Raw genomic sequence first — 24,211 nt, 5'->3', positions numbered from 1 at the left:
TGTCGCCTCAGCGGTCGTTCAGTCCCTACGGGAGGCGTTTCCGGACACCGTCGCCTCGGTGACCGGGGTTGCCGAGCGGCGGCGGGCGCGCAGGAACTGGATGCCGATCGGCACGACGGAGACCAGCACGATGGCGATCAGAATGAACTCGATGTTCGACTTGACGAAGCTGATCTGCCCGAGGAAGTAGCCGAGCACGGTGACGCCCGTTCCCCACAGCAGGGCGCCGAGGACGTTGTAGGTGACGAAGGTGCGGTAGTGCATGCGGCTGACCCCGGCGACCACGGGGGTGAAGGTCCGCACGATCGGCACGAAGCGGGCCAGCACGATCGAGCGGGCGCCGTAGCGGGCGAAGAAGGCGTTGGCCCGGTGAACGTTCTCCTGCTTGAACAGCCGGGAGTTGGGCCGACGGAACAGGCTCGGGCCCACCCGCTTGCCGAACAGGTAGCCGACCTGGTCACCGGCGATGGCGGCGACGGCCACGAGGAGGCAGACGAGCCAGAGCGGCTGGTGCAGGTAGCGGCCGTCGGCGACGAGGAGCCCGGCGGTGAACAGCAGCGAGTCGCCGGGCAGGAACAACCCGATCAGCACGCCGGATTCGGCGAAGATGATCGCGAGGATCCCGATCAGCCCGAAGGTGGAGATCAGCCATTCCGGGTCGATGAAGCTGGGGCCCGCGGCGAGCAGCGCTTGAGGCGTGGACATGGCGGGGACCTCCGGAGCGAGGGGCGGGGGATCTCAGGCGGTGGGGTCGGAGTGGCGGCGGCTGAACAGGCGGTCGCATGCGCGTCCACCGAGGTCGACGGCGGTGACCGCCCCGGCGGCGACGAGCGCACCGGCGAGGATGTCGCCGGGGTAGTGCACTCCGGTCCAGACACGGGCAAAACCGATGATGGTGGCGAGCACGCTCAGCGCTACCCCCCACCGGCGGGACAGAAACGCCCCGACGGCGAAAGCCACCGCGAACGCCGCGGTGGCGTGGTCGCTGGGCAGCGACGCTCCGGCGGCGTGCGGGATCAACTGGTGCACGGGGTGGGTCTGGAACGGCCGTACCTCGGTGCTGAGCGCGGCGATGGCCTGCCCGACGGCGAAGGCCAGCCCGAGGGAGACGACGACGCGCACCAGGGCGGCGCGCCGGTGCCGCAGATGGGCCAGGACGGGTACGGCCGCCGTGGCAGCAAGGACGTAGATCAGCCACCTCGCCGACCATTCGAAGACGTCGTCGACGGGATCGCTGCGGCCGGCTACGGCGTTGATGATCTGGAACAGGTGATAGTTCATCGCTCCCCCGTGGCTGACGGGTTCCGGTTCATACAGGCGCCCATCAGGCCAAGGGTGCCGCCAGCCACCTGAGAGGAGCCTGAAATCGCCGAAGTCGGGGGTTCAGTGATCTTCGGAAGCGACGTGGTGGGGCAGCCGGATCCGGACGGTCATGCCCGGACCGGGCAGCACCTGCACCTGGCCGCCGTGCGCCGCCACGACCTCGCGGGTGATGGCGAGGCCCAGGCCGGTGCCGCCCTCCGGGCGGGTGCGGCTGTCGTCGAGACGGACGAACCGGTCGAAGATGCGCTCCCGGTCGGCGTCGGGGACACCGGGCCCGTCGTCGGTAACCTCGACGCACCCCCACCCGTTGCATACCGACACGCGCAGGGTCACCTGGGTGCGGGCGTGCCGGGCGGCGTTGTCGGCCAAATTCCGCAACGCCCGGCCCAGGTCATGGGCGTCCCCGGTCACCCGCACCGGGGTGAGGTCGACCCGGACGATGAGATCCGGGTGCTGCCCGGCGAGCCGCTCCCGCTCGGTGTAGGCGAGATCGTCGAGGTCGACGTCGTCGCGGCGCCCGGTGGCGCCCCGCTCGTCGATACGCGCGAGCAGCAGCAGGTCCGCGACGAGATCACCGAGCCGGCTGGTCTCGCGGCGCAGCAACTCGACCAGCTCGCCGTGCCCCTGCGGTACGGGTGCCAGCGCCAGGCGGTCGAGGCCAGCGCGCAGGGTGGCCAGGGGGCTGCGCAGTTCGTGGCTGGCGTCGGCGACAAACCGGCGCTGGCTCGCCGCGGCGGTCTCCAGGCGCTCGAGCATCAGGTTCATCGTCTCGGCGAGCGCCGCAACCTCGTCTCGGGCGGCCGGCACCGGCACCCGGGCGTGCAGGTCACGGGCGGTGATGCCGGCGACCCGTCGGCGGATCGCCTCGACCGGGCGCAGCGAACGCCCGACGAACCAGAACACCGCCGCGCCGACCACCAGCAGCATGGGCGCCAGCCCGGCGGCCAGGATCGCCGCGACCCCCTCGGTGCTCTCGTTGACCGGCCGCAGCGACTGCGCGACCAGCACCGTGCGGGTGCCGGAGCCGGTGGCCACCCCTTCGGCGGCAATCCGGAAGGGGTCCTCGTCGGCGAACGGCAGCAGCCGCTGCTCGCGCAGCAGCTGACCGGGCCGGGGCCGTAGCGGGGACAGCGGCGCGGCGTCGCCGAGCGCGGCCGAGGCCGCCTCGACCCGCCCGGACGGGTCGAGGACCTGCACCAGCGTCTGTTCTCCCGGGCTGGGCTTCAGCGTCTGGGCGAGCGCGTCCCGGTCGCCGGCGGCCACCGCCGCGACCACCTCGACCGCCCGTTGCCGCGCGGCGGCATCCACGTTGCCGGCGAGATCCGCGCGGGCGATGAGGACGAACGCCGCCGCGCCGACGGCGAAGGCCGCCCCCACGACCGCGGCGGCGGCCAGCGCCGAACGCAGCCGTACTCCCAGGTGCCGGCGGATCCACCCGATGGCCATGCTCAGCCGCCATCGGCGGCCAGGCGGTAGCCCATGCCCCGCTCGGTCTGGATGGCCCGGCGCCCGAACGGTTGGTCGATCTTGCGGCGGAGGTAGCCGACGTACACCTCGACGATGTTGGGGTCGCCGTCGAAGTGGGCGTCCCAGACGTTGTCGATGATCTGCCGTTTGGACACCACGTCACCGCGGTGGCGCATCAGGAACTCCAGCAGCGCGAACTCCCGGGCGGTGACCCGGACGGCCTGGCCGGCCCGGCTGACCTGCCGCCGGGCCGGATCCACGCTCAGGTCCCCGGCGGTCAGCACGACCGGGCGGGCGGGCGCGCCCCGGCGCACCAGAGCCCGCAGCCGGGCCACCAGCACCACGAACGAGAACGGCTTGACCAGGTAGTCGTCGGCCCCGAGGTCGAACGCATCCGCCTGGTCGTACTCGCCGTCCTTGGCGGTCAACATCAACACCGGCGTCCACACGCCCCGTGACCGCAGCCGCCGGCACACCTCGTACCCGTTGAGACCGGGCAGCATGATGTCCAGCACGATCACGTCGTACGGGTTCTCGGTGGCCGCCCACAGCCCGTCAGTCCCCGTGTGGTGCACATCCACGGCGAAACCCTCGTCGGTCAGGCCGGCGCGCAGCACCTGCGCCAGGGCGGTCTCGTCCTCGACGACCAGCACCCGCACCCGCCCACCCTCTTCCGAACGTCGACACCCGCACGCACGGTACGTCTCCGAAGGCGCACGGGTCACCGCCGCCGGAATTCGTCACACGCCCTCGCAGGTGAGCCGAGCCTTACCTTATGGTGAGCTGGTGCTGCTGAGACGTCCTGCTGTCGCACGAACCGGACCCGCGGTGTATGCCGTCGACCCGGGTCGGCTGGCAGACCTGCCGCCGGGCAGCCGCGCCACAATCGTGGGGCTGGCCGACGGAGCACCCCCTGCGACGGCCCGCCGGCTCGCGGACCTCGGGTTCACCGCCGGGACGCCGGTGCAGGTCGTCCGTCGCGCCCCGCTGCGGGACCCGGTGGTGTACCGGGTCAAGGACTACGACCTGTGCCTGCGCCGCGCGCAGGCCGCACACGTACTGATCCGGGACGTACGGTGACGGACCCGGGCTGCCACACCGCCGTCGGGGGTGGCGCCGTTGACACGGCATTGCCCCGGCTGGCCCTGGCGGGCAGCCCGAACGCCGGAAAGACGAGCATCTTCAACGCGCTGACCGGTCTGCACGCCAAGACGGGCAACTACCCGGGTGTGACGGTGTCCCGCTTCGTCGGCACCCTTCAGGCCGGTGACCGGCGGTACCTGATCGAGGATCTGCCCGGCACCTACAGCCTCGACCCGATCAGCCCGGACGAGCAGATCATGGTCGACGTGCTCGACGGCCGCCTCGACGGTGAGACACCGCCGGACGCACTGCTCGTCGTGGTGGACGCCACCACGCTGCGCCGATCCTTGCGGTTCGTCGCGCAGGTGCTGCGCCACGGCCTGCCCACCTGCCTGGTGGTGACCTTCACCGACGAGATGACCGTACGGCAGGGCCAGCTGGACCTGTCGGCGTTGCAGCAGGCACTGGGCGTGCCCGTGGTGCGGGTGCTCGGCAACCGTGGGCAGGGCATCGACCAGCTACGTGACCAGATCGAGCGGTGGTCGACGTGGTCGACACCGGCCCTGCCGCCACCGGACGACCCGGCGGAAGCGGACGCGTGGGCGGAGTCGGTGTTGAGCTTCGCCCGTTACCGGGCCCCGGAACGCCACCGCATCACCCAGCGCATCGACGCGGTCCTGCTGCACCCGCTGTGGGGCACCATCGTGTTCCTCGCCGTCATGGTGGCCTTCTTCCAGACCGTGTTCACCCTCGCCGCGCCCCTGCAGGGCTACGTGGAGACGTTCTTCGGATGGCTGTCCGGGCTGGTCACCACCCACGTCGGCAACCCGTGGCTGGCCGGACTGCTCGGCGACGCGATCATCGGCGGCATCGGCGCGGTGCTCGTCTTCGTACCCCAGATCATGCTGCTGTTCCTGCTGATCTCCCTGCTCGAGGGCGTCGGCTACATGTCGCGCGCCGCGTTCCTGATGGACCGGGTGATGGCCCGCGCCGGCCTGGAAGGCCGCGCGTTCGTGGCCCTGCTGTCGTCCTTCGCCTGCGCGATCCCGGGCATCATGGCCACCCGCACCCTGCCGTCGGCAAAGGACCGCCTGGCCACCATGATGGCGGCGCCGCTGATGACCTGCTCGGCTCGGCTGCCGGTGTACGTGCTGCTGATCGGGCTGCTCGTCGACCCGACCGCCCGGTGGGGGCCGTTCGGGGCGCAGGGCCTGGTCATGTTCGGCATGTACCTGCTCGGCGCGGTCTCCGCGATGACCGCCGCCTGGGTGTTCAAGAAACTCGGCGAGCGCAGCGGCCCGCTGCTGCCGTTCTACATGGAGATGCCCCCGTACCGGATCCCCTCGGCCCGCTCGGTGCTGATCGCGGTCGGCGACTCGGCCAGATCGTTCCTGCGCAAGTGCACCACCATCATCGCGGTCACCACCGTCAGCCTCTGGCTGCTGCTGAACCTGCCCCTGCACTCGACCGCCGACCTGCGCGCCCACGGCGTCGACCCGGGCAATCAGACCGCGGTCTCGGCCTACGTTGCCGACCACAGCTACGCCGCCGCCCTGGGCCACCTCGTCGCGCCGGTCTTCGACCCGCTCGGCTTCGACTGGCGGATCAACATCGGCGTGCTGTCGGCGCAATCGGCACGGGAGACGTTCGTCGCCACCCTCGGCCAGGTGGCCGCCGCGGAGAACCCCGACGAACCGTCCAAGGCGCTCCAGGCGATGACCTACACCGACGGACCGCACGCCGGGCAGCCGCTGTTCACCGCACCGACAATCGCGGCGCTGCTCGTCTACTTCGCCTTCGCGTTGCAGTGCATGGCCACCGTCGGCATCATCCGGCGGGAGACCGGCGGCTGGAAGTGGCCCCTGATCGCATTCGCCTACCTGACCGCGCTGGCCTGGATCATGGCCTACACGGCCAAGACGATCACCGCGCTGCTCACCGGGTGACCTGATGATTCCTATCCACCCTCAGCCCATCGCGGGCCACCCCGAGCAACTGCGCTGGATCACTCCCGCCGGCGTGCTGCCCTTCACCGGCGTCGCTGCCACCCTGCCCGCCCCGCTCGCCGCCCTGCGCGACGACGGCACCCTCGCCCAGGTGCGCGTCGAACCCGCCGCGATCCTCACCACGCTGCATCCCGGGCGACAGTGGTCACACGACGGCGCCAGGGTCCGTACGGCCCTTCACGCCGCCCTCGCCGACCCGTCCGGCTGGACAAGGGCGGACTCCTGCGACGAACCGGACGACGCCCCGCTGCGCGACGCCGCCCAGCAGCTGCTCGACGGATCCGTCGGCGACCTCGCCCGCTCCCACGGCGGCCACATCGAGCTCGTCGACGTTCGCAACGGAACCGTCACCGTCGCACTCGCCGGCGCCTGCCACGGCTGCCCCGCCGCCCGCACCACCCTCCGCCAAGGGCTGGAGGACCAGCTTCGCAAGCACCACCCGCAGTTGCGCGGCGTCACCGCTGACCCGGCCCAAGGCTGACACAGACCGGGTTTCCGGTGTTGCGCGACGGACGAACGCGATCAGCGGCGTCGCTGCGCGCCATCAGCCGGGCGGGGGCGGCGGTGTGGCCGCCACGAGCAGGGTGAGTTCCCGGACCAGGTCGTCCAGGGACTGACCGGTCTGGGCGCGGACGAGCCCGAGGACGAGGTCGGCGAGCAGATAGAAACCGAGTGTGCGGGTCTGCTCCGAGTCGAACGACGCGAGCAGCGCCTCCGCGCCGGCGAGGTCACCGCGGTGGCGGGCGGCGATGACCCCGGCGGCGCGCTGCACAAGGTCGGCGGCGGCCGGATGCGGGCCGGTCACGCCGGTCAGAGCTTCGGCGCGGCGGCGCGGGCGGCGTCGAAGCGGGCGGTCACGTCGGCCCAGTCCACGAGGTTCCACAGCCGGTCGACGTAGTCCGGGCGCACGTTGCGGTACTGCAGGTAGTAGGCGTGCTCCCACGCGTCGAACACCAGCAGCGGCGTCGAGCCCTGCCCGACGTTGCCGTGGTGGTCGTACACCTGCTCCACGATCAACCGCTGCCCCAGCGGCTCCCACGCCAGGACGCCCCAGCCGGAGCCCTGCACGCTCTTGGTCGCCGCCGAGAGCTGCCCGGTGAAGCTGTCGAACGAGCCGAAGTGCTCGTCGATCGCCGCGGCCAGCTCCCCGTCGGGGCGGTCGCCGCCGTCCGGGGACAGGTTGTTCCAGAAGATCGAGTGCAGCACGTGCCCGGACAGGTTGAACGCGAACGTCTTCTCCAACCCGACCAACGCCGTGAAGTCGCCCTTGTCGCGGGCCTCGGCCAGCTGCTCCAGAGCGTCGTTACTGCCCCTGACATACGCGGCGTGGTGCTTGCTGTGGTGCAGCTCCAGGATCTCACCGGACATCGCCGGCTCCAGCGCACCGTAGTCGTACGGCATGTCGGGCAGAGAGTAGACGGCCACCAGCAACTCCTCGCACCATCGTCGTCACGTGAGCTGGGCGGGCACCCCGGCGGTCGTTCAGATCATCGCGTTGCCGGAGCACCCGCCCACTCCCGCCAGCATTACGTAGTTGCCAAAAATTGGCAATAAGCCTGGGCCAGGCTGGGACGACCAGACGCCGAGTCGGGCGCAGCACGTCGAAAGAGACCGAAAAAGCGGTCGATGAAAAAGTAGAGCTGAACAGCACTTATGCACTCCGCTGAGCTTCCGCAGGCGATCACAGCGGCGCGCACGTGCGACCGGCGCAGGACACCTGAAAAGAGAAGAGCCGTAGGTCATCGGCCTGCGGCTACACACGGAGCATCGGTTTAGGAAACCGACGCTCTACCCCCTGAGCTACGAGGGCGCGGGCGCGCGCCGAGCGGTAGCACCGTGCGATGCCCGTCTCCGCTGGGTGCGGCTCAGGCTGCTGCCGTCTCGATGGCGGGTAGCGCATCCTCAATCCGGCGGAACAGCCGGGCACCGTCCGGCACCTTTCCCTGCGCTCTCATCAGGTAGCTAATCATCTTCTTCTCGCCGACGACGACGTCGGCGTAGGCGCTGGCCGTGCATAGGAAGAGGGTGTCGTTGAGATCGTTGCGGTGCCACTTGTCGTCGGCGTTGGAGAGCCGTAGGTGCACCAGTTCCCGGAATCGCCCGAGCATGGGAATGGCCGCGATCTCGGTCTCGGCGCGGAGGGTCCACCACTGCTGGAACTCCTCCGTGCTCCAGCCGGCAACGAGAGCTGCCCGGGCGACGTCCTGGATGAAGTCGCTCAGCGCCCGCACTCTGGTCACGTCGCGCAGGTGCGGCCGGGCTTGAGGGGTGTTCCGCACGTGGATCGCGAGTTCCTGGAAGGAGTTCGCCCATTTCTCCGCCATCTCCGTGCCGATGTCCGAGATCGTCGACTCCGGGTCAACGAAGGTCTCCAGCAACGCCTCGGCCCAGGTGATCCGGTCGATCAGCCCCTGGATCTCGGCGGGCAGCGTGCCGGCCGGGCGGTCTGCGGGCCGCTGGCGGTTCTTGTCGTCGGCCCATAGGGCGTGGGGATCGAGGGTGAAAACCTGGGACTTGCCGAGAGCGGCAGGCTCGGAGCCGAAGAGGTGATGGAGCTCGTGGGCTCGTACCCGCAAGGGGCTGATCATCTGCCACCCCTGGGAGTGCTTCACCATCACCTGGGCGACGTCCCGGCGCTGCCGGTCGGCCTTCTTGGCGATTTCGACCAGGTGGGCGCCGGACACCGGCAGGATGATCTTTCCGGCCTCGACGAGTTCGGTGATCCGGCGGCAGACCCGTGCCCGGTCCTCGGAGATCTGCGAGGACCCGGTGCAGTACCGGGCGAGGTCGATCCAGTGGTTCTGATCGAGGTAGACCACCGGCCGGTTCACCGAGGTCAGCAGCGTGCCGATCTCCATCGTGAGGTTGGTCCCGCTGGTCAATTCGATCTTCAAGGATGACGTGCGAGGAACGAAGACGGATTCACGAATGGCATCGTGTCCCGTAGTCGTCCCGATGTTTCCTCGTACGGTCCGCCCGTCGGTTCGTGTGATTTCCACCTGACCGGTAGCGGGAATGTGCTTGATCGCGGCGATGGCAAACATAGGGTGCTGCGGGCCGAGTTCAAGCGGTGGTTTCACGGACATCCGACCATGAGATCATGTGGCTCCGCCCCTGGGGCAAGGCGTTTACACCGCCTCGCGTGGGCATGACGACGGTCCGGTCGCCGTACCTCCGCCGGAGCGGGAAACGCCGTGACCGCGCCCGGGCCTGCCGGAAGCGGTGAAGCGAAAGATCCGGCCAGAGGCTTCGGAAGATCGCCGTCATCGTTGACTCGACGGGGTGTCGAGCTGGGCAAGGTCGACGCCGCCGAACACCTCAGCGGCACCGCCGACGGATCCCATTCCCGTACGCCTGGTGCCACCGATCCCAGTTTCAAGATCAAGCTAAATGGTGATGTTGCCCAGGAGGTAACTTGCCCGGTCGTTGTCGATCGTCTCTACCGCATGAGTGAGGACGGTGTGGGGGTTGCGCTTGTCGGGGCGCGGTTGCGGGTTGCGGTCGTCGTCGGGCTCGGCCGATCTGGCGAGGATCGTGTACAGGTCACGGGACATGTGTTTGCTCCGGAGAACGAAGGGCTAGGGGCCGGATCAGGTTGTGTTTTCGCTGTTGCGACGAACGGCCAGATTACCGCATACAACAACGCCGCAATCACGGCGAGCAACACGCCGTCACGAAGTACCGTAATGCGGGTACGGACGGTTTCCTCGCCGGGCCCCACCGCGTGCGCGTAGCCGAGGGCCGCCTCACGCAAGACTGGCATCGGCCCTACCGCAAGCTGTCGCGTTTCCAAGCGTCCGAAGTCCGCTCGGGAGGTGAGCAGAGACGCGGCGCCGCCGATTGTGAGCACCACTAGAAGAGCGCTAACGGCCCAGACGGCCCGCGCGGGAACACCGAGAGGAAAGATGCGGTTGGCGCTGGCCGCCAGTACCGCGAGTTCAGCAAGACCGATGGTGAGCAGCGTGGCGGCACGTGCCCGGTTCTTCTCGAGGTCTGCCAGTTGGCGATCAATCTGGCGGCGGCCTTCTTCGACGATGATCTTGAGGTCGTCAGGAGTGAAACGTTTGACATCTGCGGTGAACGCCCCTGGTTCACCGAATGTAGGCACTTCTACGCCCGGTCGAAGCAGCGCCAGCACATACCAGCCGTATACGCGTGCTTCAGCGAACCGGCCCTTGATGGCATGCACTAGCGTCCTGCTAGCCAGTCGGCGAGGGCACGTGCGACAGACGTCGTCACGGAGTCCGGCAGGAACAGCCACTGACCGCCGGGGTTCAGGTCGAGGAATGCGGGGCCGTCATTGTCGACGACCCAGTCCTGACTACTGAAGCCGACGCCCAGGTGAGCGGCCAACTGCACGGCGGCGTTCTCCACCTCCGTCCAGCCGTTGGATACCTTGAAGGCGCGGTGGGCGGGCCGATGCTCACGCCAGTCGACTGGTAGTTCGGTGCCGTCGAGTTCGGTCACCCACGCCTGATCGTGGACGGTCACCACCCGTAGGTGGGCCTTCGCGCGGATCAGCCGCTGAGCAAGGAATGGGGCATCGAGCAGACCGGCTCCGGCGACGTCGGCGGCAAAAACGGGGCGCACGTAGACGACGTTCTGGCGTAGGTGGTCCTCGAAATTGCCGGGGCCTAGCGGCTTGAGGACAAACGGCTCCCCGAGTCGTTCAGCAAGGTCAACTACGTTGCCACTGATCAGGGTGGTCGGATAACGGATGCCAGTCTCACAGGCGGCGCGATACTGCACCAGCTTGTTCTCCGCGGCGAACAGCTCATCAACCGGCGTCACCAGGGTCAGTGAAGGGTCACGCAGCAGGGCAGCAAGCAGAACCAGTCGCGAGGACAAAACGGCGGCGTCGTGCCCACCGAGAACAGTGCCATGGTCCCACCCCGCAGGCGCGAGTCGGCGAAGCCAGCCACGAGCGTGCCTGCCGGAGCTGACGTCGACCGTGCTGCCGACCACGTCGACCAGCACCGTACGGACTGGATCGAGACTTCTCAGTCCGTCGCTCAGCGTTGTGGCGTCGATGACCACCGTGCCTCGCGCGGGAAGTAATTCAGCGACGGCTTCGACGTGAGGGTCTCCTCGCTCTCCGACGAGGATTACCGGCGTGGGCGGAGTCACGGCGCGATGGAGCCCAACAACGGTCCGGAGCGTCCTTCGTCGGTGGTTTCGGCTGTTGCGGTGAGGCTCGTCATGGGACCGGGACTCGGCCGAGGTCTCGGAGCGTTGGGTCGCACGCCATTGGTCGGTTGTTCGGCTTCATGCTGCTGCTGTGCCAGCAAACGATACAAATCCATCTGTAGACGAGTCCCTCCGTACGCCGCACCCAACCGCGAGCATCAGTCGCCTGAACGGCACATGCTATCGGGCATCAGGTCCCTCCTCAGTATCGCTTTGAGAACCAGGACGCTGGTGGCGGCGGAACCGATCATGGAGCCGCGGAGTGCGGTGGGCAGTGGATTGTATCCACGCCCTGATCGCCGTCGGCGTCAGCGCGGACGGCCAACGCGAAGTGTCGGGCCCGGACCTCGCTCCGATGAGGACGGCGCCACTTGGCTGGCGTTCCTGCGATCCCTGACCACCACCTGCGGCTGACCGGCGCCCACCTGGTCATCTCCGACGCCCACGCCGGCCTTGTGGCCGCGATCGGCGCCGCTCTACGCGGAGCCTTGTCGCAACGCTGCCAGGCCACGCCCACTACTACGCAACCTGCTTGCGAAGGCACCCACGTCCGCGCGCCACCCTCGTCCGCACGATCCTTTTCAGCCGTCGTTGACACGGACAGCCGTCTAGCCTGTGGGCATGTCATCCACTCGACCAGGAGACGATCGACGGCTTTGGCGCGGTAGAGCTGCTATGACGCCGGGAGGTCGGCCAGTCGGGTGTGGCGCGTTGGGGTAGGTGCAGCCGTGGCCCATCCTGCTGTCCATGAGTGCGATCTCCACCCTGCTGTCCGGTGTCGTCGATGTGCTGCCCCAGATCGTCACCGGCGGGTGCGCCCTGGGCGCGACGTGGCTGACCTACCGGTTCGGTGAGCGTCAGCGCGCCCGCGAGCGTGCCCGCGACAAGGTCGCGAGCACGAACAAGAAGATCGAGGAGCTGGGCCAGGAGCTGTTCGAGGCGGTAGGCGCCCTGCACTTGGCGCTGCGGGTGTACGTGCCGGCGCACAACTCGTGGCAGCCGAAGCTGATGACGCTGGGCAGTGCGTTCCTCGAGTACATGGCGGCGAAGACCACCAGCGGTCATGCGCTTGGGGCGGCCCAGGTGGCGATTGGGGCTAACCAGCGGGAGTTGGCCGCCGCGATGGGTCTGCAGGCGCCGCTGCAGCGGGTGCTCGCGGTCGCCGGCCGGGCGGCGGTGCTGGCCGACGGCGAGGTCCGCGAGGCGGCGTTGAAGCTCGGGCAGGTCGCGGCCGAGTCCGGCCAGGCGTACGGGCAGGTCAACCTGTGGCGGCCGGGGAAGGCCAAGGCCGCTCGGGACCAGGCCGACGCCGAGCTGTACGAGGCGATGGACGTGCTGTTGACCGCGGTGAAAGCTCACCTGTCTCCAGCCGTCGAGACACCGCAGCGATGGTGGCGGCTGCGGCTGCGGCTGCGCCGCCGGGCCGTGGTTGCGCTCGCGGCCGCCGCGATCCAGGCGACGGTGCCGCAGCCACGTGCCGGTGAGCGCGACGATCGCGCGACGCAGTCGTTGCCCGCCGGGCCCGCTGACCTGCGGTGACCTGAGCTGGGCTTGACCCGTTTCGACGGACAGGGCCGATGTGTTGATCTCGCGCTACCTTGCTGGCCGGCAGTGGGTCGACGACGGCGCTGGCTTCGTAGGCGGGGGGCTGAGGTAGCCGAGGCTGGAGTGCCGCCGGCGGGTGTTGTACCAGCCTTCCACGTACTCGAATATCGCTTGCCGGGCGGCAGCGCGGGTCGGCCGCGGCTGGCGGTGGATCACTTCGGTCTTGATCGTGGCAAAGAACGACTCGGCGACAGCGTTGTCCCAACTGCCCGCGCCGGCCGAGCGACAAGCGGATTCCGTTGCGCTTATCCTCCCATCGCGAGGGCCTCTTCGAGGCATGCACCGCGATTCGCTGCGCTCACATCGGCCGTTGATTGCGCCGTTAATTAATCCGATTGCCGAACGGCGGATGACAACTTCTGCGGTTGGCTGCTGCAGGACCCGGCCGCCGGACCCTCCCTCGCAAGCCGTTTGCGCGTCATCGCGTCGGGCCGGTCGGCGTGGCCCCTGGGGTTCCTGTCGGTGGCTGCTCCTAGAGTAACTTCCATGACAGTCCCCGCGCGCTCTGCCGGGGAAGTGACGAAGTGGGACAGATCGGACGGCCGGCATGGGCGGGTCGCGGCCAAGGCAGCTGCACCGCGTCGGTGCTGATAAGAGGGGGGTGGGGTGGTAGTGGCTCTCAGGAAGTCCGATCTCTACTACTCACTGTGGAGTAGCGCTGACGAGCTGCGCGGCAGCATGGACGCCAGCCAGTACAAGGACTATGTCCTGACGCTGCTGTTCGTGAAGTACGTGTCGGACAAGGCCAAAGCCGACCCCTATGCGCTCATCGAGGTGCCCAAGGACGGCTCCTTCGACTACCTGATCACGCTCAAGGGCAAGTCTGACGTGGGCGACAAGGTCAACGTCGCCATCCGCAGGCTCGCCGAGGCCAACGACCTCCAGGGCGTGATCAACAACGCCGACTTCGACGACCCCACCAAGCTTGGCTCTGGCAAAGACCTCCAGGACAAGGTTTCCAATCTCATCGGCATCTTCCAGGACATGGACTTCACCGGCTCCAAGGCCGAGGGGGACGATCTGCTTGGCGACGCCTACGAGTACCTGATGCGTCACTTCGCCACGCAGTCGGGTAAGAGCAAGGGGCAGTTCTACACGCCTGCTGAGGTCTCGCGAGTCATGGCTCAGCTTCTGCAGATCCCGGCGGGCACACCCAAGTCGACCACCGTCTACGACCCCGACCTGCGGGTCGGGTTCTCTGCTGATCAAGGTGGCAGATGCTGCCCCGAACGGCCTGACCATCTATGGCCAGGAGAACGATAACGCCACCTGGGCGCTCGCCCGCATGAACATGATCCTGCACGGCAACGAGACCCACGAGATCGTGCAGGGCAATACGCTCTCGAACCCGAAGTTCCGTGAGGGTGACAACCTCATGACCTTCGACTACCTGGTCGCCAATCCGCCGTTCTCGGTGAAGACCTGGAAAAACGGCTTTGAAAAGGAGTACGGCCGCTTCGACGGCTATGCCTGGCCGCCGGACAAGAACGGCGACTACGCGTTTTTGCTCCACATGGTCAAGTCCCTCAAATCGACCGGCAAGGGCGTGGTCGTTCTGCCTCACGGTGTGCTCTTCCGGGGCAACGCGGAGGCCACAATCCGCACCGAGCTGATCAAGCGCGGGTACCTCAAGGCGATCATCGGCCTCCCCGCAAACCTCTTCTACGGCACCGGCATCCCGGCCTGCCTCATCGTGCTCGACAAGAAGGACGCCCAAGCGCGGACCGGCATCTTCATGATCGACGCCAGCAAGGGCTTCGAGAAAGACGGTCCGAAGAACCGTCTGCGGCCGCGCGACATGCACAAGATCGTCGACGCCTTCGTGAATCAAAAGGAGATCGACGGCTACTCGCGCATGGTGCCGCTGAGCGAGATCCGCGATCCCAGGAACGACTACAACCTCAACATTCCGCGCTACATCGACAGCTCCGGACCCGAGGACGTCCAGGACCTGCATGCCCACCTCCAGGGCGGCATCCCGAACCGCGACCTCGACCTGCTCAAGCCGTACTGGGACGCCTTCCCGAGCCTGCGGGCCGAGCTCTTCAAGCCGCTCCGTGACGGCTACTCGCAGCTGACGGTCGACAAGGCCGATGTCCAGGGCAAGGTTGCCGATTCATCCGAGTACCAGGCGTTCGCGAGGGGCACGACGGAGACCGTCGAGGACTGGTGGGCCGACAAGCGCAAGTTGCTCGTCGACATCACCCAATCGACTAGCGCTACCGAGTTGATTCACGACGTCTCTGAGGCGCTGTTGGAGGCGTTCCGCCCGCGCCCGCTGATTGATGAGTACGGCGTGTACGAACAGCTGATGAGCTACTGGAACGCGTCGATGCACGACGATGTCGCGCTCATCGTGAGCGAGGGCTGGGACGGCTCTGCGAAGCCTCGACTGGCTCGGACCTGGAAGGACAAGAACAACAAGAGCAAGTACGAGGACGCGCACATCGTTACCGGTGCCCGTGCGACCGCCAAGCGCTGGGTCATGGACCTTATCCCGCCCGAGTACGTCGTCGCTCGCTTCTTCCCCGAGAAGAAGACGGAGCTCGAGGCCCTCATCGTCGAGCAGGAGACTGCCTCGCAGGCGCTCGAGGATTACACCGACGAGCACGCCGTCGAGGAGGGTCTGCTCTGGGAAGCCGTCGAGGACGACAAGATCACCAAGGCGCAGGCCACCGCTCGCCTCCGCATCGCCAAGCGCGAGGGTGCTGCCCCCGATGAGCTTCAGGCCCTAGATGTAATGCCCATGAGGGTTGTTGACGGCGTGGCGGCTTGAGACGAGGCGAGACCTCCGGCGAGGTGTGAGGTGCTGACGCCCACACGGAACCGGAGGTCTCCATGGCCCACCGTAATGCCCGGCTGACCATCCACGGCCGGCGGCTGCTCATCACGCGTGTCGTTGACCAGGGTCGGCCGGTGGCCCACGTCGTGAAGGAACTGGGCTGTTCTCGGGCCACCGGCTACAAGTGGCTGCAGCGGTGGCGGGCCGAGGGCGACGCTGGTCTGCGGGATCGATCCAGCCGGGCTCACCACCAGCCACACAAGACGCCCGCCCAGTTGGAGGCGCGGGTCTGCCAACTGCGCCAGGAACGCAAACTCGGGGCTCGCCGGCTCGGACCGTTGCTCGGGATGCCGGCCTCGACGGTGCACGCCGTTCTGACGCGGCACGGTCTACACCGCCTGGCCTGGCTCGACCGGCCCACCGGTCAGCTCATCCGCCGCTACGAGCGCGACCGGCCCGGCGAGCTGATCCACGTCGACGTCAAGAAACTCGGCCGGGTTCGCGACGGCGGCGGCTGGCGCATCTTGGGCCGCGACAGCCTGGAACACCGCCGTGCCCGCACCGCCGGCCGTGTCGGCTTCGACTACGTGCACTGCGCCATCGACGACCACACCCGTCTCGCCTACGCCGAGATCCACCCCGACGAGAAGACCGACACCTGTGCCGGCTTCCTCCGCCGCGCCGCCGAGCACTTCGCCACCCACGGAATCACCCGCGTCGAACGCGTCATGACCGACAACGCATTGGCCTACCGCCGCGGCCGAGCCTGGCACCAGACCCTGACCGACCTCGGTGCCACCGCCCGCTTCACCCGCCGCTACCGACCACAGACCAACGGCAAAGCCGAACGCTTCAACCGCACCCTGTGCGACGAATGGGCCTACGCCCAACCCTTCACCAACAACCAGCAACGCGCTGACGCTCTACCCGCCTGGCTGCACACCTACAACCACCACCGCAACCACACCTCGCTCGGCGGCAAACCACCCATCAGCCGCGTCAACAACGCTGCTGGGCATTACACCTAGAGCACGTGGTCAAGCTGTACGACGCTGAGGCCGCTGCGAAGAAGGCGGTCAAGGAGGCGACTATGAAACTCGACGAGTTGGCTCTGGGTCAGTACGCCAAGCTCACCACGGAGGACGTCCAGGCGCTTGTCATCGACGACAAGTGGGGCGGGGCGGTAGGTGCTCGAATCGAGGCAGAGGTCACGACACTGGGCCAAGCGCTTGTCACTCGGCTTCGAACTTTGGCTGAGCGGTACGAGCTCACCGCTGGCGACCTTGACGCCAAGGTGGAAGAGCTCACCGCGAAGGTGAGGGAGCACCTGGCCGAGATGGGAGTCCGCGGATGACCGTCGCGGTCAATCGACCTGCCGGAGACGTGGGCTACTTTAAGGGTGGTAGCGGGTTCCCGACGCGGTTCCAAGGCGCTAAGTCGGGCGAGTTGCCATTCTTCAAAGTCTCTGACATGAACCTCGCGGGCAACGAGATCTTCATGCGCCGCGCTAACAACTACATTTCCGAGAGCTTGCGCAAGCAGCTTGGGGCGACACGAATACCTGCTGGCGCCATCATCTTCGCCAAAGTGGGGGCCGCGGTCTTCCTTGAGCGGAAGCGAATCCTCACGCAAGACAGTTGCATAGACAACAATATGGCTGCCTATGTCGTCAATCCTGCGCGGATGGACGGACGCTTCGCCCACTACCTTCTCACTGGCTTCAGGCTGTCCAGCCTTGTGGCCACCACTGCGCTGCCGTCGTTGAATTCGAGCCAGCTTCGGTCGATTCCGCTTCGAATTCCAACAAGCTTGGACGAGCAGCGCCGGATTGCTGGAGCGCTCGCTGATGCAGACGACCTCATTGACTCGCTCCATCGCCAGATCACGAAGCGGCGCTCCATCAAGCAAGGCATGATGCAAGATCTCCTCACGGGTCGTACCCGTCTGCCGGGCTACAGCGAGCCTTGGACCGAGCTGCCTGTTTCGCAGCTTCTGGAGTTCAAGAACGGCCTGAACAAGGCCAGCCAGTACTTCGGCCACGGAACGCCGATCGTCAACTTCATGGACGTGATGCGAACGCCAGTCATGACCGCCGAAGGTGTCAAGGGCCTCGTGAGTTTGAGGGCTCTTCGAATTTAAGCGGGGTTGAGGTGTCCGCGGTGGCGTCGGGTGGTGGCGGTGCGGGTGCGTAGGCGTTGGTTTTCGGGGTTCCGGAAGCCGTAGGCGTCGCGGGCGATGGTCTTGATAACCCGGTTGGTTCCTTCCGAGCCGGCGTTGGTGATGCCGGTCGTCAGGAATGCCAGGATTTGTGGCCACCAGGTCTCGATCGTGGTGGCGAGCCGGTGGAGTTCGGGCAGGTCAGAGGCGGAGCAGCGGGCGTAGAAGCGGTGCAGCAGCCGGTGGACGTGTTCCCTGTTCGGCTGGGTGCGGGCGACCGCGAGCAGGTCGAGCAGGTCTTCTTTCGCGTTCCACGCGGCCAGGATCGGAGCACCGATCGCCGCCGGGAGGGCATCGAGGGTGTCGACGAGGCGGTCGACGTGCTTGCCGGGCATGCGGGCGGCCGAGCGGGTCAGCCGGTTACGCATCCGCCATTCCGGGTCGCTGCCGCGACCGCGGCGCCCCCGCTGGGTCAGGGTCATGCGGCGACGGACCTCGGTGACCGCCCGGTTGGCCAGTTGCACGATGTGGAAGTGGTCGACTACCAGCACCGCGTGCGGTAACACCTGCCGGATCGCGGACTTGAACACGGTGCACATGTCGATCGCCACCGCCTTCACCTGCTCACGCCAGGCCTGAGGGCGGGCGGTCAGCCAGCCGGTCACCGCCGCTGTGGTACGGCCTTCGACCTGCGCCAGCAGGCCCTGACCACCGGACAGATCGCAGAAGCCGACGTGCCAGCGGTCCGCCGTCACGGTCCACGAACCGGCCTGCTCATCCCAGATCCAGTGCGGCTTGCCGCGGCGCACCTCGTCGATGCCCAGCACCGCGACCGGCTCCGGCTCGGCTGGCAACACCGCGCTCGCGTGGGCGGTGAACGCGGCAGCGACGACCGGCCAGGAGATGCCGTGGTCCCGGGCGGCCTGCACGATCGTGCGACCCGCGTCGGCGACCGCCGCCCCGGCTGCCTGCCGCAGCCGGCTGGTCAGCCGGGCACGGGCCGGGACCTGCGCGACCTGCTCGGTGAACGACTTACGCGGACAGCCTGGCGTCGGGCAGTACCAGCGACGTTTGCGCCAGCGCAGCCGTACCGTCCGGCCTCCGACTGGCAGGTCCCGTGGCCGGGTTGTGGTCCACTGCTTCACCTTCAGCGCCCGCTGCCCGCATTGCGGGCAGCATCGTGCCTGCTCACAGCCGGTGGACAGGTCCACCACCGGGACGCCGGTGACGTCCACCTCGACCCGCTCAGTGACCAGGCCGTCCAGGCCCAGCAGCCGGGTCGTATCGTTGACCATGCTCGCAGCTCTTCACTTGTGACCATCCGAACTAGACACTCAGATGATCACTGACGGGCTGCGAGCCCTTCACGCTCGGGTCGACTCACCCGCGAACCCCGCTCAAGTTCGAAGAGCCGTCATATCGCCGACCGTATCGGTCTGAGGCCCGGTCCTGACGCCCTACGACTACCCTATTGGTGCTGGCGTCGCAGGGTTGACGGTCACGAGGCCGTTGAAGCCCTTCGGTCCGGCATCCAGGCGAGGATGTCCAGCAGGCGTACGTCCGACAGGCGATCTGCCGCCTCGGCGACCAGTGGATCGTCGTGGTCGTGTGCGGCGCCCCGCAACAACGCGAGGCCCTCGGCAGCGCGCAGCAGATCGGTGCGGTATGCCGCCCAGTAGGCCCGCCGCGGTGGTGCGTGCCGGCTGCCTGCCTGCTGCAGTTCACGTGCCGCGATCTCGGCGGCCCGCCGGTACCGCCGCAGGAGTGCGCTGTCGAGGATGAGGAACAGGCCAGGCCGCACCAGGTGTAAGGCCTTGCTCACCTTCGCGTGCCCGAGCCCTCGCGGACGATCCTGGAAGAAGTGCTGGTACAGCCGGAGCGCACGGTCGTAGTGGCCGTCGTCGAGCATCGGGTCGGCGTCGCGGAGGTGGGCGTCGAGCGGGACGTCGTCCCAGGGCGCGGTCTCGCTCAACCGGAGCAGGTGGCGTTCCTGCTCGCGACTCATTCTGCTGCCCATGTACGGTGCGCGAGTTACCTTGATGAGCTTCGGCGTCAGCACGGGGTGCGTGCCGGCCAGCCAGTCGTAGGCGCGGACCGTGCGGGCATGTCGCTTGCAGTAGCCGACGAAGACGCCAAGCGGGTCGTTCACCGGTCGACCGGCGACCTCGATTGGGACCACTGTGGCGCCTGCTTCCTGATTACTCGGCGGAGTCTCCATCAGGTCCCAGCCTGATTCCGTCCAATAAGCCGTGCCAACCTCCCGGCGGCCACCGAGAAAAGCGCTTGGGTGACGACAGCCACCCGGGCGGGCCGTCCCACATCGGCTGTTGCTCCCGTTCTGGCCCCCGGCCTTCTCCGGTGGGCAGCGTGCTCGTCAGCGTATTTGCCAGCATCACCATTCCTTCATCGCCCACTTGGGGGCGCTCGGGTCGTCGGCCTCAAGGCCCGGACGAGGAGTCGGCGAAGCATATGGTGGCCAACGGCAAGAACCAGTTCGAGCGGCTGAGCGAGAGCGGGTACTACTCCGCCGTGGTCGAGGCGAACCGGGCGTACCTGGACGTCGCGGTGCCCAACCCGGCCGGCACGGAGCGGGAGTACTGAACCCTTTCCTGCCTGCCGAACACCAAGAGCAGCCCGCGTCGGCTGTCCGCGGTGTGCATGCGAACGATGGAGACCTTCGCTCTGCACCAACCGCTCGATCCGGAAACCCAGGACGTAACCGAGGGGTTCGTCGTCGTCCGGCGATCCGTGCTCCGCCGACACTGGCCGACCGCCCGAGCCCTGTCCCGGGAGTTTCCGGGCCTCACCGAGGAGCGGTCGGACTACCGGGACGCGGGACCGGACCAGGCTCGGGTGTGCGGTCCGTACGACCAGTTGGTTACGGCGCTCGCCGACGAGCGCTTCGCCGCCGCAGTCCGGCACCTGACCTCCGCCCTCCTCACCGCGGGAACCGTGCAAGGCGCCGGGCACAGCCACCGGCTTGTCGACGAGGTGCTCGGCCGCGCGCGCCCGGACGCCGAGTGGATCTGTCTGGTAAACGACCGGACCGAAATGTGGGGCTACGACCAAGACGTGCCAGAGATGTTTGGGAACCTGCCAGCCGACGGCGCATACGACGACTGGCACCTCTCCTCCTGCTTCCATCAGATCCGGGCCGGGGACCGCATCTGGGTCTACGCCAGCACCCCGCACCGACGGATCGTGGCCGCCGGGACCGCCTGGGCTGACCCGTATCTCCGCGCGGACGGCGACGAGGAGCCGTGGGACATGGACTGGTCGTGGCCAGTCGACGCCGACGGGGTCCAGCGGCTCACGTCTGCCCTCGTCGGGTGTCCGGACCCGCTGCAGCCGTCCTGCGAAGGTGCCGCGCACCGCACGTTGCGCGAGGTCACCGAGAGACCGCCACCGCGTGAGGTCCCGGTGATGATCGTGCTGACCGAGGACGGGCTGCCGCAGGTCCGGCCGGTACACGATCTATAACGCTGGCAGGACCGATGGATAGAAGGTCAGACGTGGCGGACGTTCAACCTGGCCCCCCGTTAACCCCCCGAAAACCCAAGCCAAATGTTGGCGAAGAGTGACAAGAGCCGGTGAGGCCTCAGTGACGTCCTTGCAGCTCAACGACCACCTCAGGCAAGTAATGACAAGCCCAATTCGGCTACTTTCCGTTACAAGGGGTTTTGGCAAGCAATGACAAGTCCTGAGGGGACTCGATAAGGGGTTGTTGTGGGTTCAAGTCTCCTCGTTCTCAACGTGAACAGCACTCAACGGCACCAGCGCCACCCCATACCGCATCGACGCACGGCGCTGGGGGCCGTCGTGGTGGCGTCGGTATGGGTTCCGTGAGTTGAGAATCGACGTCGCCCGGTTGCTGCCGGGGAGGCTAGCAGGGTCTGCCCATAGGGGCCGGGCAGTACCGCCAACACCCGGACCCGGCATGAACAATCAACCCCAAGCCGCCGTAATCGGACCCGTCCTTTCAAGGTCTATCTGTATGACCATGGACGACGACTGCGCACCGCCGGCGTACAGAATCGTTGGGCGTCGATAACCGGCGGGGGCCGGAAAGCCGTGCGCGTCCGTTCGAGGCACTTCGCGCGCTGCACGTCCGTCAGGCCGATGCGCCGTTGCGTTGCTGGGCGCTAAGGTCGTTGCCACTCGTAGTGGCTGGAGGATGGTCGGATGGCAGACTCGTCGGACGGTATCGGGCTGGCGGAAGCAATCGCGGCGTTGCGTGATGATCTGCTCAAGGCTCGCGCCGCGGGTGCCGGTGGCGACATCCAGCTTCCGGTGGAGTCGATGACGGTGGAGTTGACCGTGACGGCGACCCGCTCGGCTGACGGCAAGGCCGGGTTCAAAGTTCCGGTCGTGCAGCTGGAGCTGGGAGGTGGTGGCAGCCGCCAGCGCAGCAATGAGCAAACGGTGACCGTGGTGTTCGGTGGCCCGGTCGATCGGTCGGGGCTACCGGTCAAGGTCGCCAGTGCGAGCGACGAGCTCGAAGGGTAGATGATTGGGCGTCTCGCTGCAGGCGCGGCTGGTGGAGGTGATCGCCGACTTCGGAAAGACGGCTGCGCCGCGCTATCGGTACGGGTCGGGATGCATCGTCGCCGGTCGTACTGTGCTCACCGCGGCGCACGTCGTCGCCGGTGCGGCGGCAGTGCGGGTCCGTACCCCCGGCAAGCGGCTTCGGAAAGCAATGATCGACCACCGCTTCGTCGGTGACACGGACGGCCCCCGCCCGGACCTCGCCCTGATCGAGATCGTCGACCCGTCGGTGGATCTGCCTCCACTGCCCTTGGCCCGCCTCGACCGCGACGGTGCGTTCGAGGCGTCGGTGCCGTGCCATGCGTACGGCTACCCGTGGTTCGCCAAGAGACAGTCGCCGGTGGTAGTGCGCGAGCTCGTCGACACCGTCGGCATCGTGCCGGTGCTGGCGAAGCTGGTCGGAGGGCTGCTGAGCGTCCTGGTGCAGTGGGCGCCGCGGCCCTTGCCGCCGGAGGAACGCACACTGACCGATTCGGCGTGGTCGGGGATGTCGGGAGGCCCCGTGATTGCCGACGGTTGCCTGCTCGGAGTCGTCATCGAGCACGCTCCGCGGGAAGGACAGTCCACGATCACCGCAGTACCGGTGCGCGCTGTGGAACGTGACCCCGCCCACCCGCTGTGGGGCCCCGGTGTGGAACATCCCGCTGCCTGGTGGGCGCGACTGGGCGTCACCGGCGTCGCCGACCTGGCGGCGTTGCCGGGCGGCAGGGTCGGCAACGCCGAGACGGTGCCAGCCGAGCTGCCGGTGCCACCGGACCATCACGAGGTGGCGCTCTCCCGTGACGTGGTCGACAGGTACCGGACGGCGTTCGACACGGCTGGTGTCACGCCGCCGGCGCGGTGGACCGCCGCCGGGCTGTGCGCGGTGGTAACCGGCCCGCAGCCCTCCCGGCTGTCTGACCTCGTGCCAGCGCTGCGCCACGCTGTCGAGGCCAAGCCCATCCTTCTCGATATTGGCGGCGGCACCCTGGGGCTCGGCCGGATGCAGGCGATCTACCGCCGCGAGGTGGGCGCGTGGCCGACCGGCGCGTCGGTGGACGCGCTGCTGGTGGAGGCCGCCGAGGCCGACCGCTGCGAACGGCGTCGGGCAGTGGTGGGCAACCTCGCCGCGCTGGCTAGGTTCGTCATCGGAGTCGCGGCCGCGCTCGGTGTACCGCCCTCGGAGTGCCCGGCGCTGGCCGGCTGGGTCGAGTCACTCGGGCACCAGCCGGCCGACGCGGAGGAGCACTACACCGAGCGCCATAGCTCGCCGGCGTGGTTGCTGATCGATCTCGGCGGCGAGCCCCTGCCGGGCCCGGGCGGAGCGCCGTCGCCGGGTACGCCGCCGTGGCCGAGCCGGATCACGTGGACCTACACCACCCGTCACGCGACGACGATCAGCGAATTGACCGGTGAGCTCACTGCGGTGACAACGAAGGAAGGCTTAGTCGAGGCGCTGAAGAACGTGTTCGCAACGGTGCCGCCGGCCTGGCCGCTGCTGGTGGACCTCGCCATGCCGGCTGGGCTGCTCGGCGAGGGCATCGAGCACTGGCCACTGTTCGACGTCGGCGACGATCGGGAGTCGCTCAGCGACCGCCACCAGCCGCGGCTGCGCTGGTCGCAGCGGCGCCAGGTGCCGGCGTTGCACGGCAGGTGTGTGGAGCGGGTGTCGCGGGCGAGCTGGGCCAAGGTTCCTGGCCTGCTCGCCGACGCCATGCTCGCCGATCAGACGCGCCTCAAGCGGTGGGCCAGGGACGACAAGGCGCACGCCTGGCTGATCGGTCGTCACCCGGCCGCCGGCGGATCGGACCCGCTGCGCTTGCTGCTCAGGGAGGGCTACGGGTTCCTGGTCTGGTTCCGCCGGGGCGGTGACACCCGTCAACGGAGGTCGATCACCAGGCGGGTGTCGCAGATTCCTGTCGCCGCACGCAGGGCGGTCATCCCCGACGAACTGCCGGACTTGACCGACCTGCCGGTGGTCGTCTGGGACGACCCGCGGGGCCGGGCGGAGTTCGACCTGCCGCCGCCGGTCGCGGCCGAGCAGATGTCCCTGGAACAATTGTGAAGGAGGACTTGA

At 68.0% G+C, this 24,211-nt stretch carries 22 protein-coding genes and 3 pseudogenes; 13 read left to right on the top strand and 12 right to left on the bottom strand.

All coding sequences use genetic code 11. The features are described from left to right. Nucleotides 1–18: 18 nt before the first annotated feature. The 4 genes from FHX31_RS18400 to FHX31_RS18385 form a co-directional block, all read right to left on the bottom strand. Nucleotides 19–705, bottom strand: coding sequence for a DedA family protein (locus FHX31_RS18400; protein WP_184976882.1), 687 nt, complete (start codon nucleotides 703–705; stop codon nucleotides 19–21). A 33-nt stretch (nucleotides 706–738) separates the two neighbouring features. After that, the gene (locus tag FHX31_RS18395) at nucleotides 739–1,281 is read right to left on the bottom strand and encodes a phosphatase PAP2 family protein (protein WP_184976881.1); all 543 of its coding nucleotides are present in this window, start codon (nucleotides 1,279–1,281) and stop codon (nucleotides 739–741) included. 102 nt (nucleotides 1,282–1,383) lie between these two features. Further along, nucleotides 1,384–2,769 carry a sensor histidine kinase gene (locus FHX31_RS18390; RefSeq protein ID WP_184976880.1) on the bottom strand — a complete coding sequence of 462 codons (1,386 nt, stop codon included), beginning with the start codon at nucleotides 2,767–2,769 and terminating at the stop codon, nucleotides 1,384–1,386. Between the two features lie 2 nt (nucleotides 2,770–2,771). Next, nucleotides 2,772–3,449, bottom strand: coding sequence for a response regulator transcription factor (locus FHX31_RS18385; protein ID WP_184976879.1), 678 nt, complete (start codon nucleotides 3,447–3,449; stop codon nucleotides 2,772–2,774). A gap of 127 nt (nucleotides 3,450–3,576) precedes the next feature. Between FHX31_RS18385 and FHX31_RS18380 the strand changes: the two genes are divergently transcribed. The 3 genes from FHX31_RS18380 to FHX31_RS18370 are packed head-to-tail and all read left to right on the top strand — an operon-like array spanning nucleotide 3,577 to nucleotide 6,360. Next, nucleotides 3,577–3,870: a FeoA family protein gene (locus FHX31_RS18380; RefSeq protein WP_402882180.1), complete on the top strand. Its 294-nt coding sequence runs from the start codon at nucleotides 3,577–3,579 to the stop codon at nucleotides 3,868–3,870. Continuing rightward, nucleotides 3,867–5,819: a ferrous iron transporter B gene (gene feoB / locus FHX31_RS18375; RefSeq protein WP_184976878.1), complete on the top strand. Its 1,953-nt coding sequence runs from the start codon at nucleotides 3,867–3,869 to the stop codon at nucleotides 5,817–5,819. The genes FHX31_RS18380 and feoB overlap by 4 nt, the downstream gene beginning before the upstream one ends. A 4-nt stretch (nucleotides 5,820–5,823) precedes the next feature. Continuing rightward, a complete protein-coding gene (locus FHX31_RS18370) occupies nucleotides 5,824–6,360 on the top strand; it encodes a NifU family protein (RefSeq protein ID WP_184976877.1) in 537 nt (178 codons plus the stop codon). A gap of 63 nt (nucleotides 6,361–6,423) precedes the next feature. Here the strand turns inward: FHX31_RS18370 and FHX31_RS18365 are convergent, their stop codons facing one another. The 5 genes from FHX31_RS18365 to FHX31_RS18345 all read right to left on the bottom strand — a co-directional run bounded on the left by FHX31_RS18365 (nucleotide 6,424) and on the right by FHX31_RS18345 (nucleotide 10,916). Continuing rightward, entirely contained in the window at nucleotides 6,424–6,684 is a 261-nt protein-coding gene (locus tag FHX31_RS18365; protein ID WP_184976876.1) for a superoxide dismutase, read from the bottom strand. Nucleotides 6,685–6,689: 5 nt separating this feature from the next. Next, nucleotides 6,690–7,304 carry a superoxide dismutase gene (locus tag FHX31_RS18360; RefSeq protein ID WP_184976875.1) on the bottom strand — a complete coding sequence of 205 codons (615 nt, stop codon included), beginning with the start codon at nucleotides 7,302–7,304 and terminating at the stop codon, nucleotides 6,690–6,692. A 440-nt stretch (nucleotides 7,305–7,744) separates the two neighbouring features. Beyond that, nucleotides 7,745–8,965, bottom strand: a complete 1,221-nt coding sequence (locus FHX31_RS18355) for a hypothetical protein (RefSeq protein WP_184976874.1) — start codon at nucleotides 8,963–8,965, stop codon at nucleotides 7,745–7,747. A 353-nt stretch (nucleotides 8,966–9,318) separates the two neighbouring features. Beyond that, the gene (locus tag FHX31_RS18350; protein ID WP_184976873.1) at nucleotides 9,319–10,068 is read right to left on the bottom strand and encodes a hypothetical protein; all 750 of its coding nucleotides are present in this window, start codon (nucleotides 10,066–10,068) and stop codon (nucleotides 9,319–9,321) included. Continuing rightward, nucleotides 10,068–10,916: an MvdC/MvdD family ATP grasp protein gene (locus FHX31_RS18345; protein ID WP_184976872.1), complete on the bottom strand. Its 849-nt coding sequence runs from the start codon at nucleotides 10,914–10,916 to the stop codon at nucleotides 10,068–10,070. The genes FHX31_RS18350 and FHX31_RS18345 overlap by 1 nt, the downstream gene beginning before the upstream one ends. Nucleotides 10,917–11,476: 560 nt before the next feature. Between FHX31_RS18345 and FHX31_RS32755 the strand changes: the two are divergent. Next, nucleotides 11,477–11,569, top strand: a pseudogene (locus FHX31_RS32755) (transposase); the annotation flags it as partial. 244 nt (nucleotides 11,570–11,813) lie between these two features. Beyond that, the gene (locus tag FHX31_RS18335; RefSeq protein ID WP_184976871.1) at nucleotides 11,814–12,605 is read left to right on the top strand and encodes a hypothetical protein; all 792 of its coding nucleotides are present in this window, start codon (nucleotides 11,814–11,816) and stop codon (nucleotides 12,603–12,605) included. A gap of 54 nt (nucleotides 12,606–12,659) precedes the next feature. Here the strand turns inward: FHX31_RS18335 and FHX31_RS18330 are convergent. Beyond that, a pseudogene (locus FHX31_RS18330) lies at nucleotides 12,660–12,899 on the bottom strand (integrase core domain-containing protein); the annotation flags it as partial. Nucleotides 12,900–13,277: 378 nt separating this feature from the next. On the opposite strand from FHX31_RS18330, the pseudogene FHX31_RS18325 reads away from it, so the two are divergent. The 4 genes and pseudogenes from FHX31_RS18325 to FHX31_RS18310 form a co-directional block, all read left to right on the top strand. Continuing rightward, nucleotides 13,278–14,808 (top strand): annotated as a pseudogene (locus FHX31_RS18325) (type I restriction-modification system subunit M); the annotation flags it as partial. Between the two features lie 701 nt (nucleotides 14,809–15,509). Further along, complete coding sequence (locus FHX31_RS18320; protein WP_184976869.1) at nucleotides 15,510–16,481, top strand: IS481 family transposase; 972 nt, start codon at nucleotides 15,510–15,512, stop codon at nucleotides 16,479–16,481. A gap of 5 nt (nucleotides 16,482–16,486) precedes the next feature. Beyond that, entirely contained in the window at nucleotides 16,487–16,807 is a 321-nt protein-coding gene (locus FHX31_RS18315) for a hypothetical protein (protein ID WP_184976868.1), read from the top strand. Continuing rightward, nucleotides 16,804–17,592 carry a restriction endonuclease subunit S gene (locus FHX31_RS18310; RefSeq protein WP_184976867.1) on the top strand — a complete coding sequence of 263 codons (789 nt, stop codon included), beginning with the start codon at nucleotides 16,804–16,806 and terminating at the stop codon, nucleotides 17,590–17,592. Before FHX31_RS18315 ends, FHX31_RS18310 begins: the two co-directional genes overlap by 4 nt. On the opposite strand, the gene FHX31_RS18305 is transcribed toward FHX31_RS18310, so the two are convergent. Both FHX31_RS18305 and FHX31_RS18300 read right to left on the bottom strand, forming a co-directional pair. Next, nucleotides 17,589–18,905: an ISL3 family transposase gene (locus FHX31_RS18305; protein ID WP_184976866.1), complete on the bottom strand. Its 1,317-nt coding sequence runs from the start codon at nucleotides 18,903–18,905 to the stop codon at nucleotides 17,589–17,591. The genes FHX31_RS18310 and FHX31_RS18305 overlap by 4 nt on opposite strands. Before the next feature lie 203 nt (nucleotides 18,906–19,108). Beyond that, entirely contained in the window at nucleotides 19,109–19,759 is a 651-nt protein-coding gene (locus FHX31_RS18300) for a DUF6308 family protein (RefSeq protein ID WP_184976865.1), read from the bottom strand. Nucleotides 19,760–20,082: 323 nt separating this feature from the next. On the opposite strand from FHX31_RS18300, the gene FHX31_RS32750 reads away from it, so the two are divergent. From FHX31_RS32750 to FHX31_RS18285, 4 genes are all read left to right on the top strand, one after another. Beyond that, entirely contained in the window at nucleotides 20,083–20,211 is a 129-nt protein-coding gene (locus FHX31_RS32750) for a hypothetical protein (protein WP_486481692.1), read from the top strand. Between the two features lie 66 nt (nucleotides 20,212–20,277). Beyond that, on the top strand, nucleotides 20,278–21,090 hold the full coding sequence (locus tag FHX31_RS18295; RefSeq protein ID WP_184976864.1) for a hypothetical protein: 813 nt from the start codon (nucleotides 20,278–20,280) through the stop codon (nucleotides 21,088–21,090). Nucleotides 21,091–21,792: 702 nt separating this feature from the next. Beyond that, complete coding sequence (locus tag FHX31_RS18290) at nucleotides 21,793–22,116, top strand: trypco2 family protein (RefSeq protein ID WP_184976863.1); 324 nt, start codon at nucleotides 21,793–21,795, stop codon at nucleotides 22,114–22,116. Between the two features lie 4 nt (nucleotides 22,117–22,120). After that, complete coding sequence (locus FHX31_RS18285) at nucleotides 22,121–24,199, top strand: trypsin-like peptidase domain-containing protein (protein WP_184976862.1); 2,079 nt, start codon at nucleotides 22,121–22,123, stop codon at nucleotides 24,197–24,199. The last annotated feature ends 12 nt before the right edge of the window (nucleotides 24,200–24,211 follow it).

Source organism: Micromonospora sp. CNZ286 (genome assembly GCF_014207755.1).
Note: the sequence above shows the minus strand (reverse complement) of the source record. Positions and strands in the feature narration are given on the sequence as shown.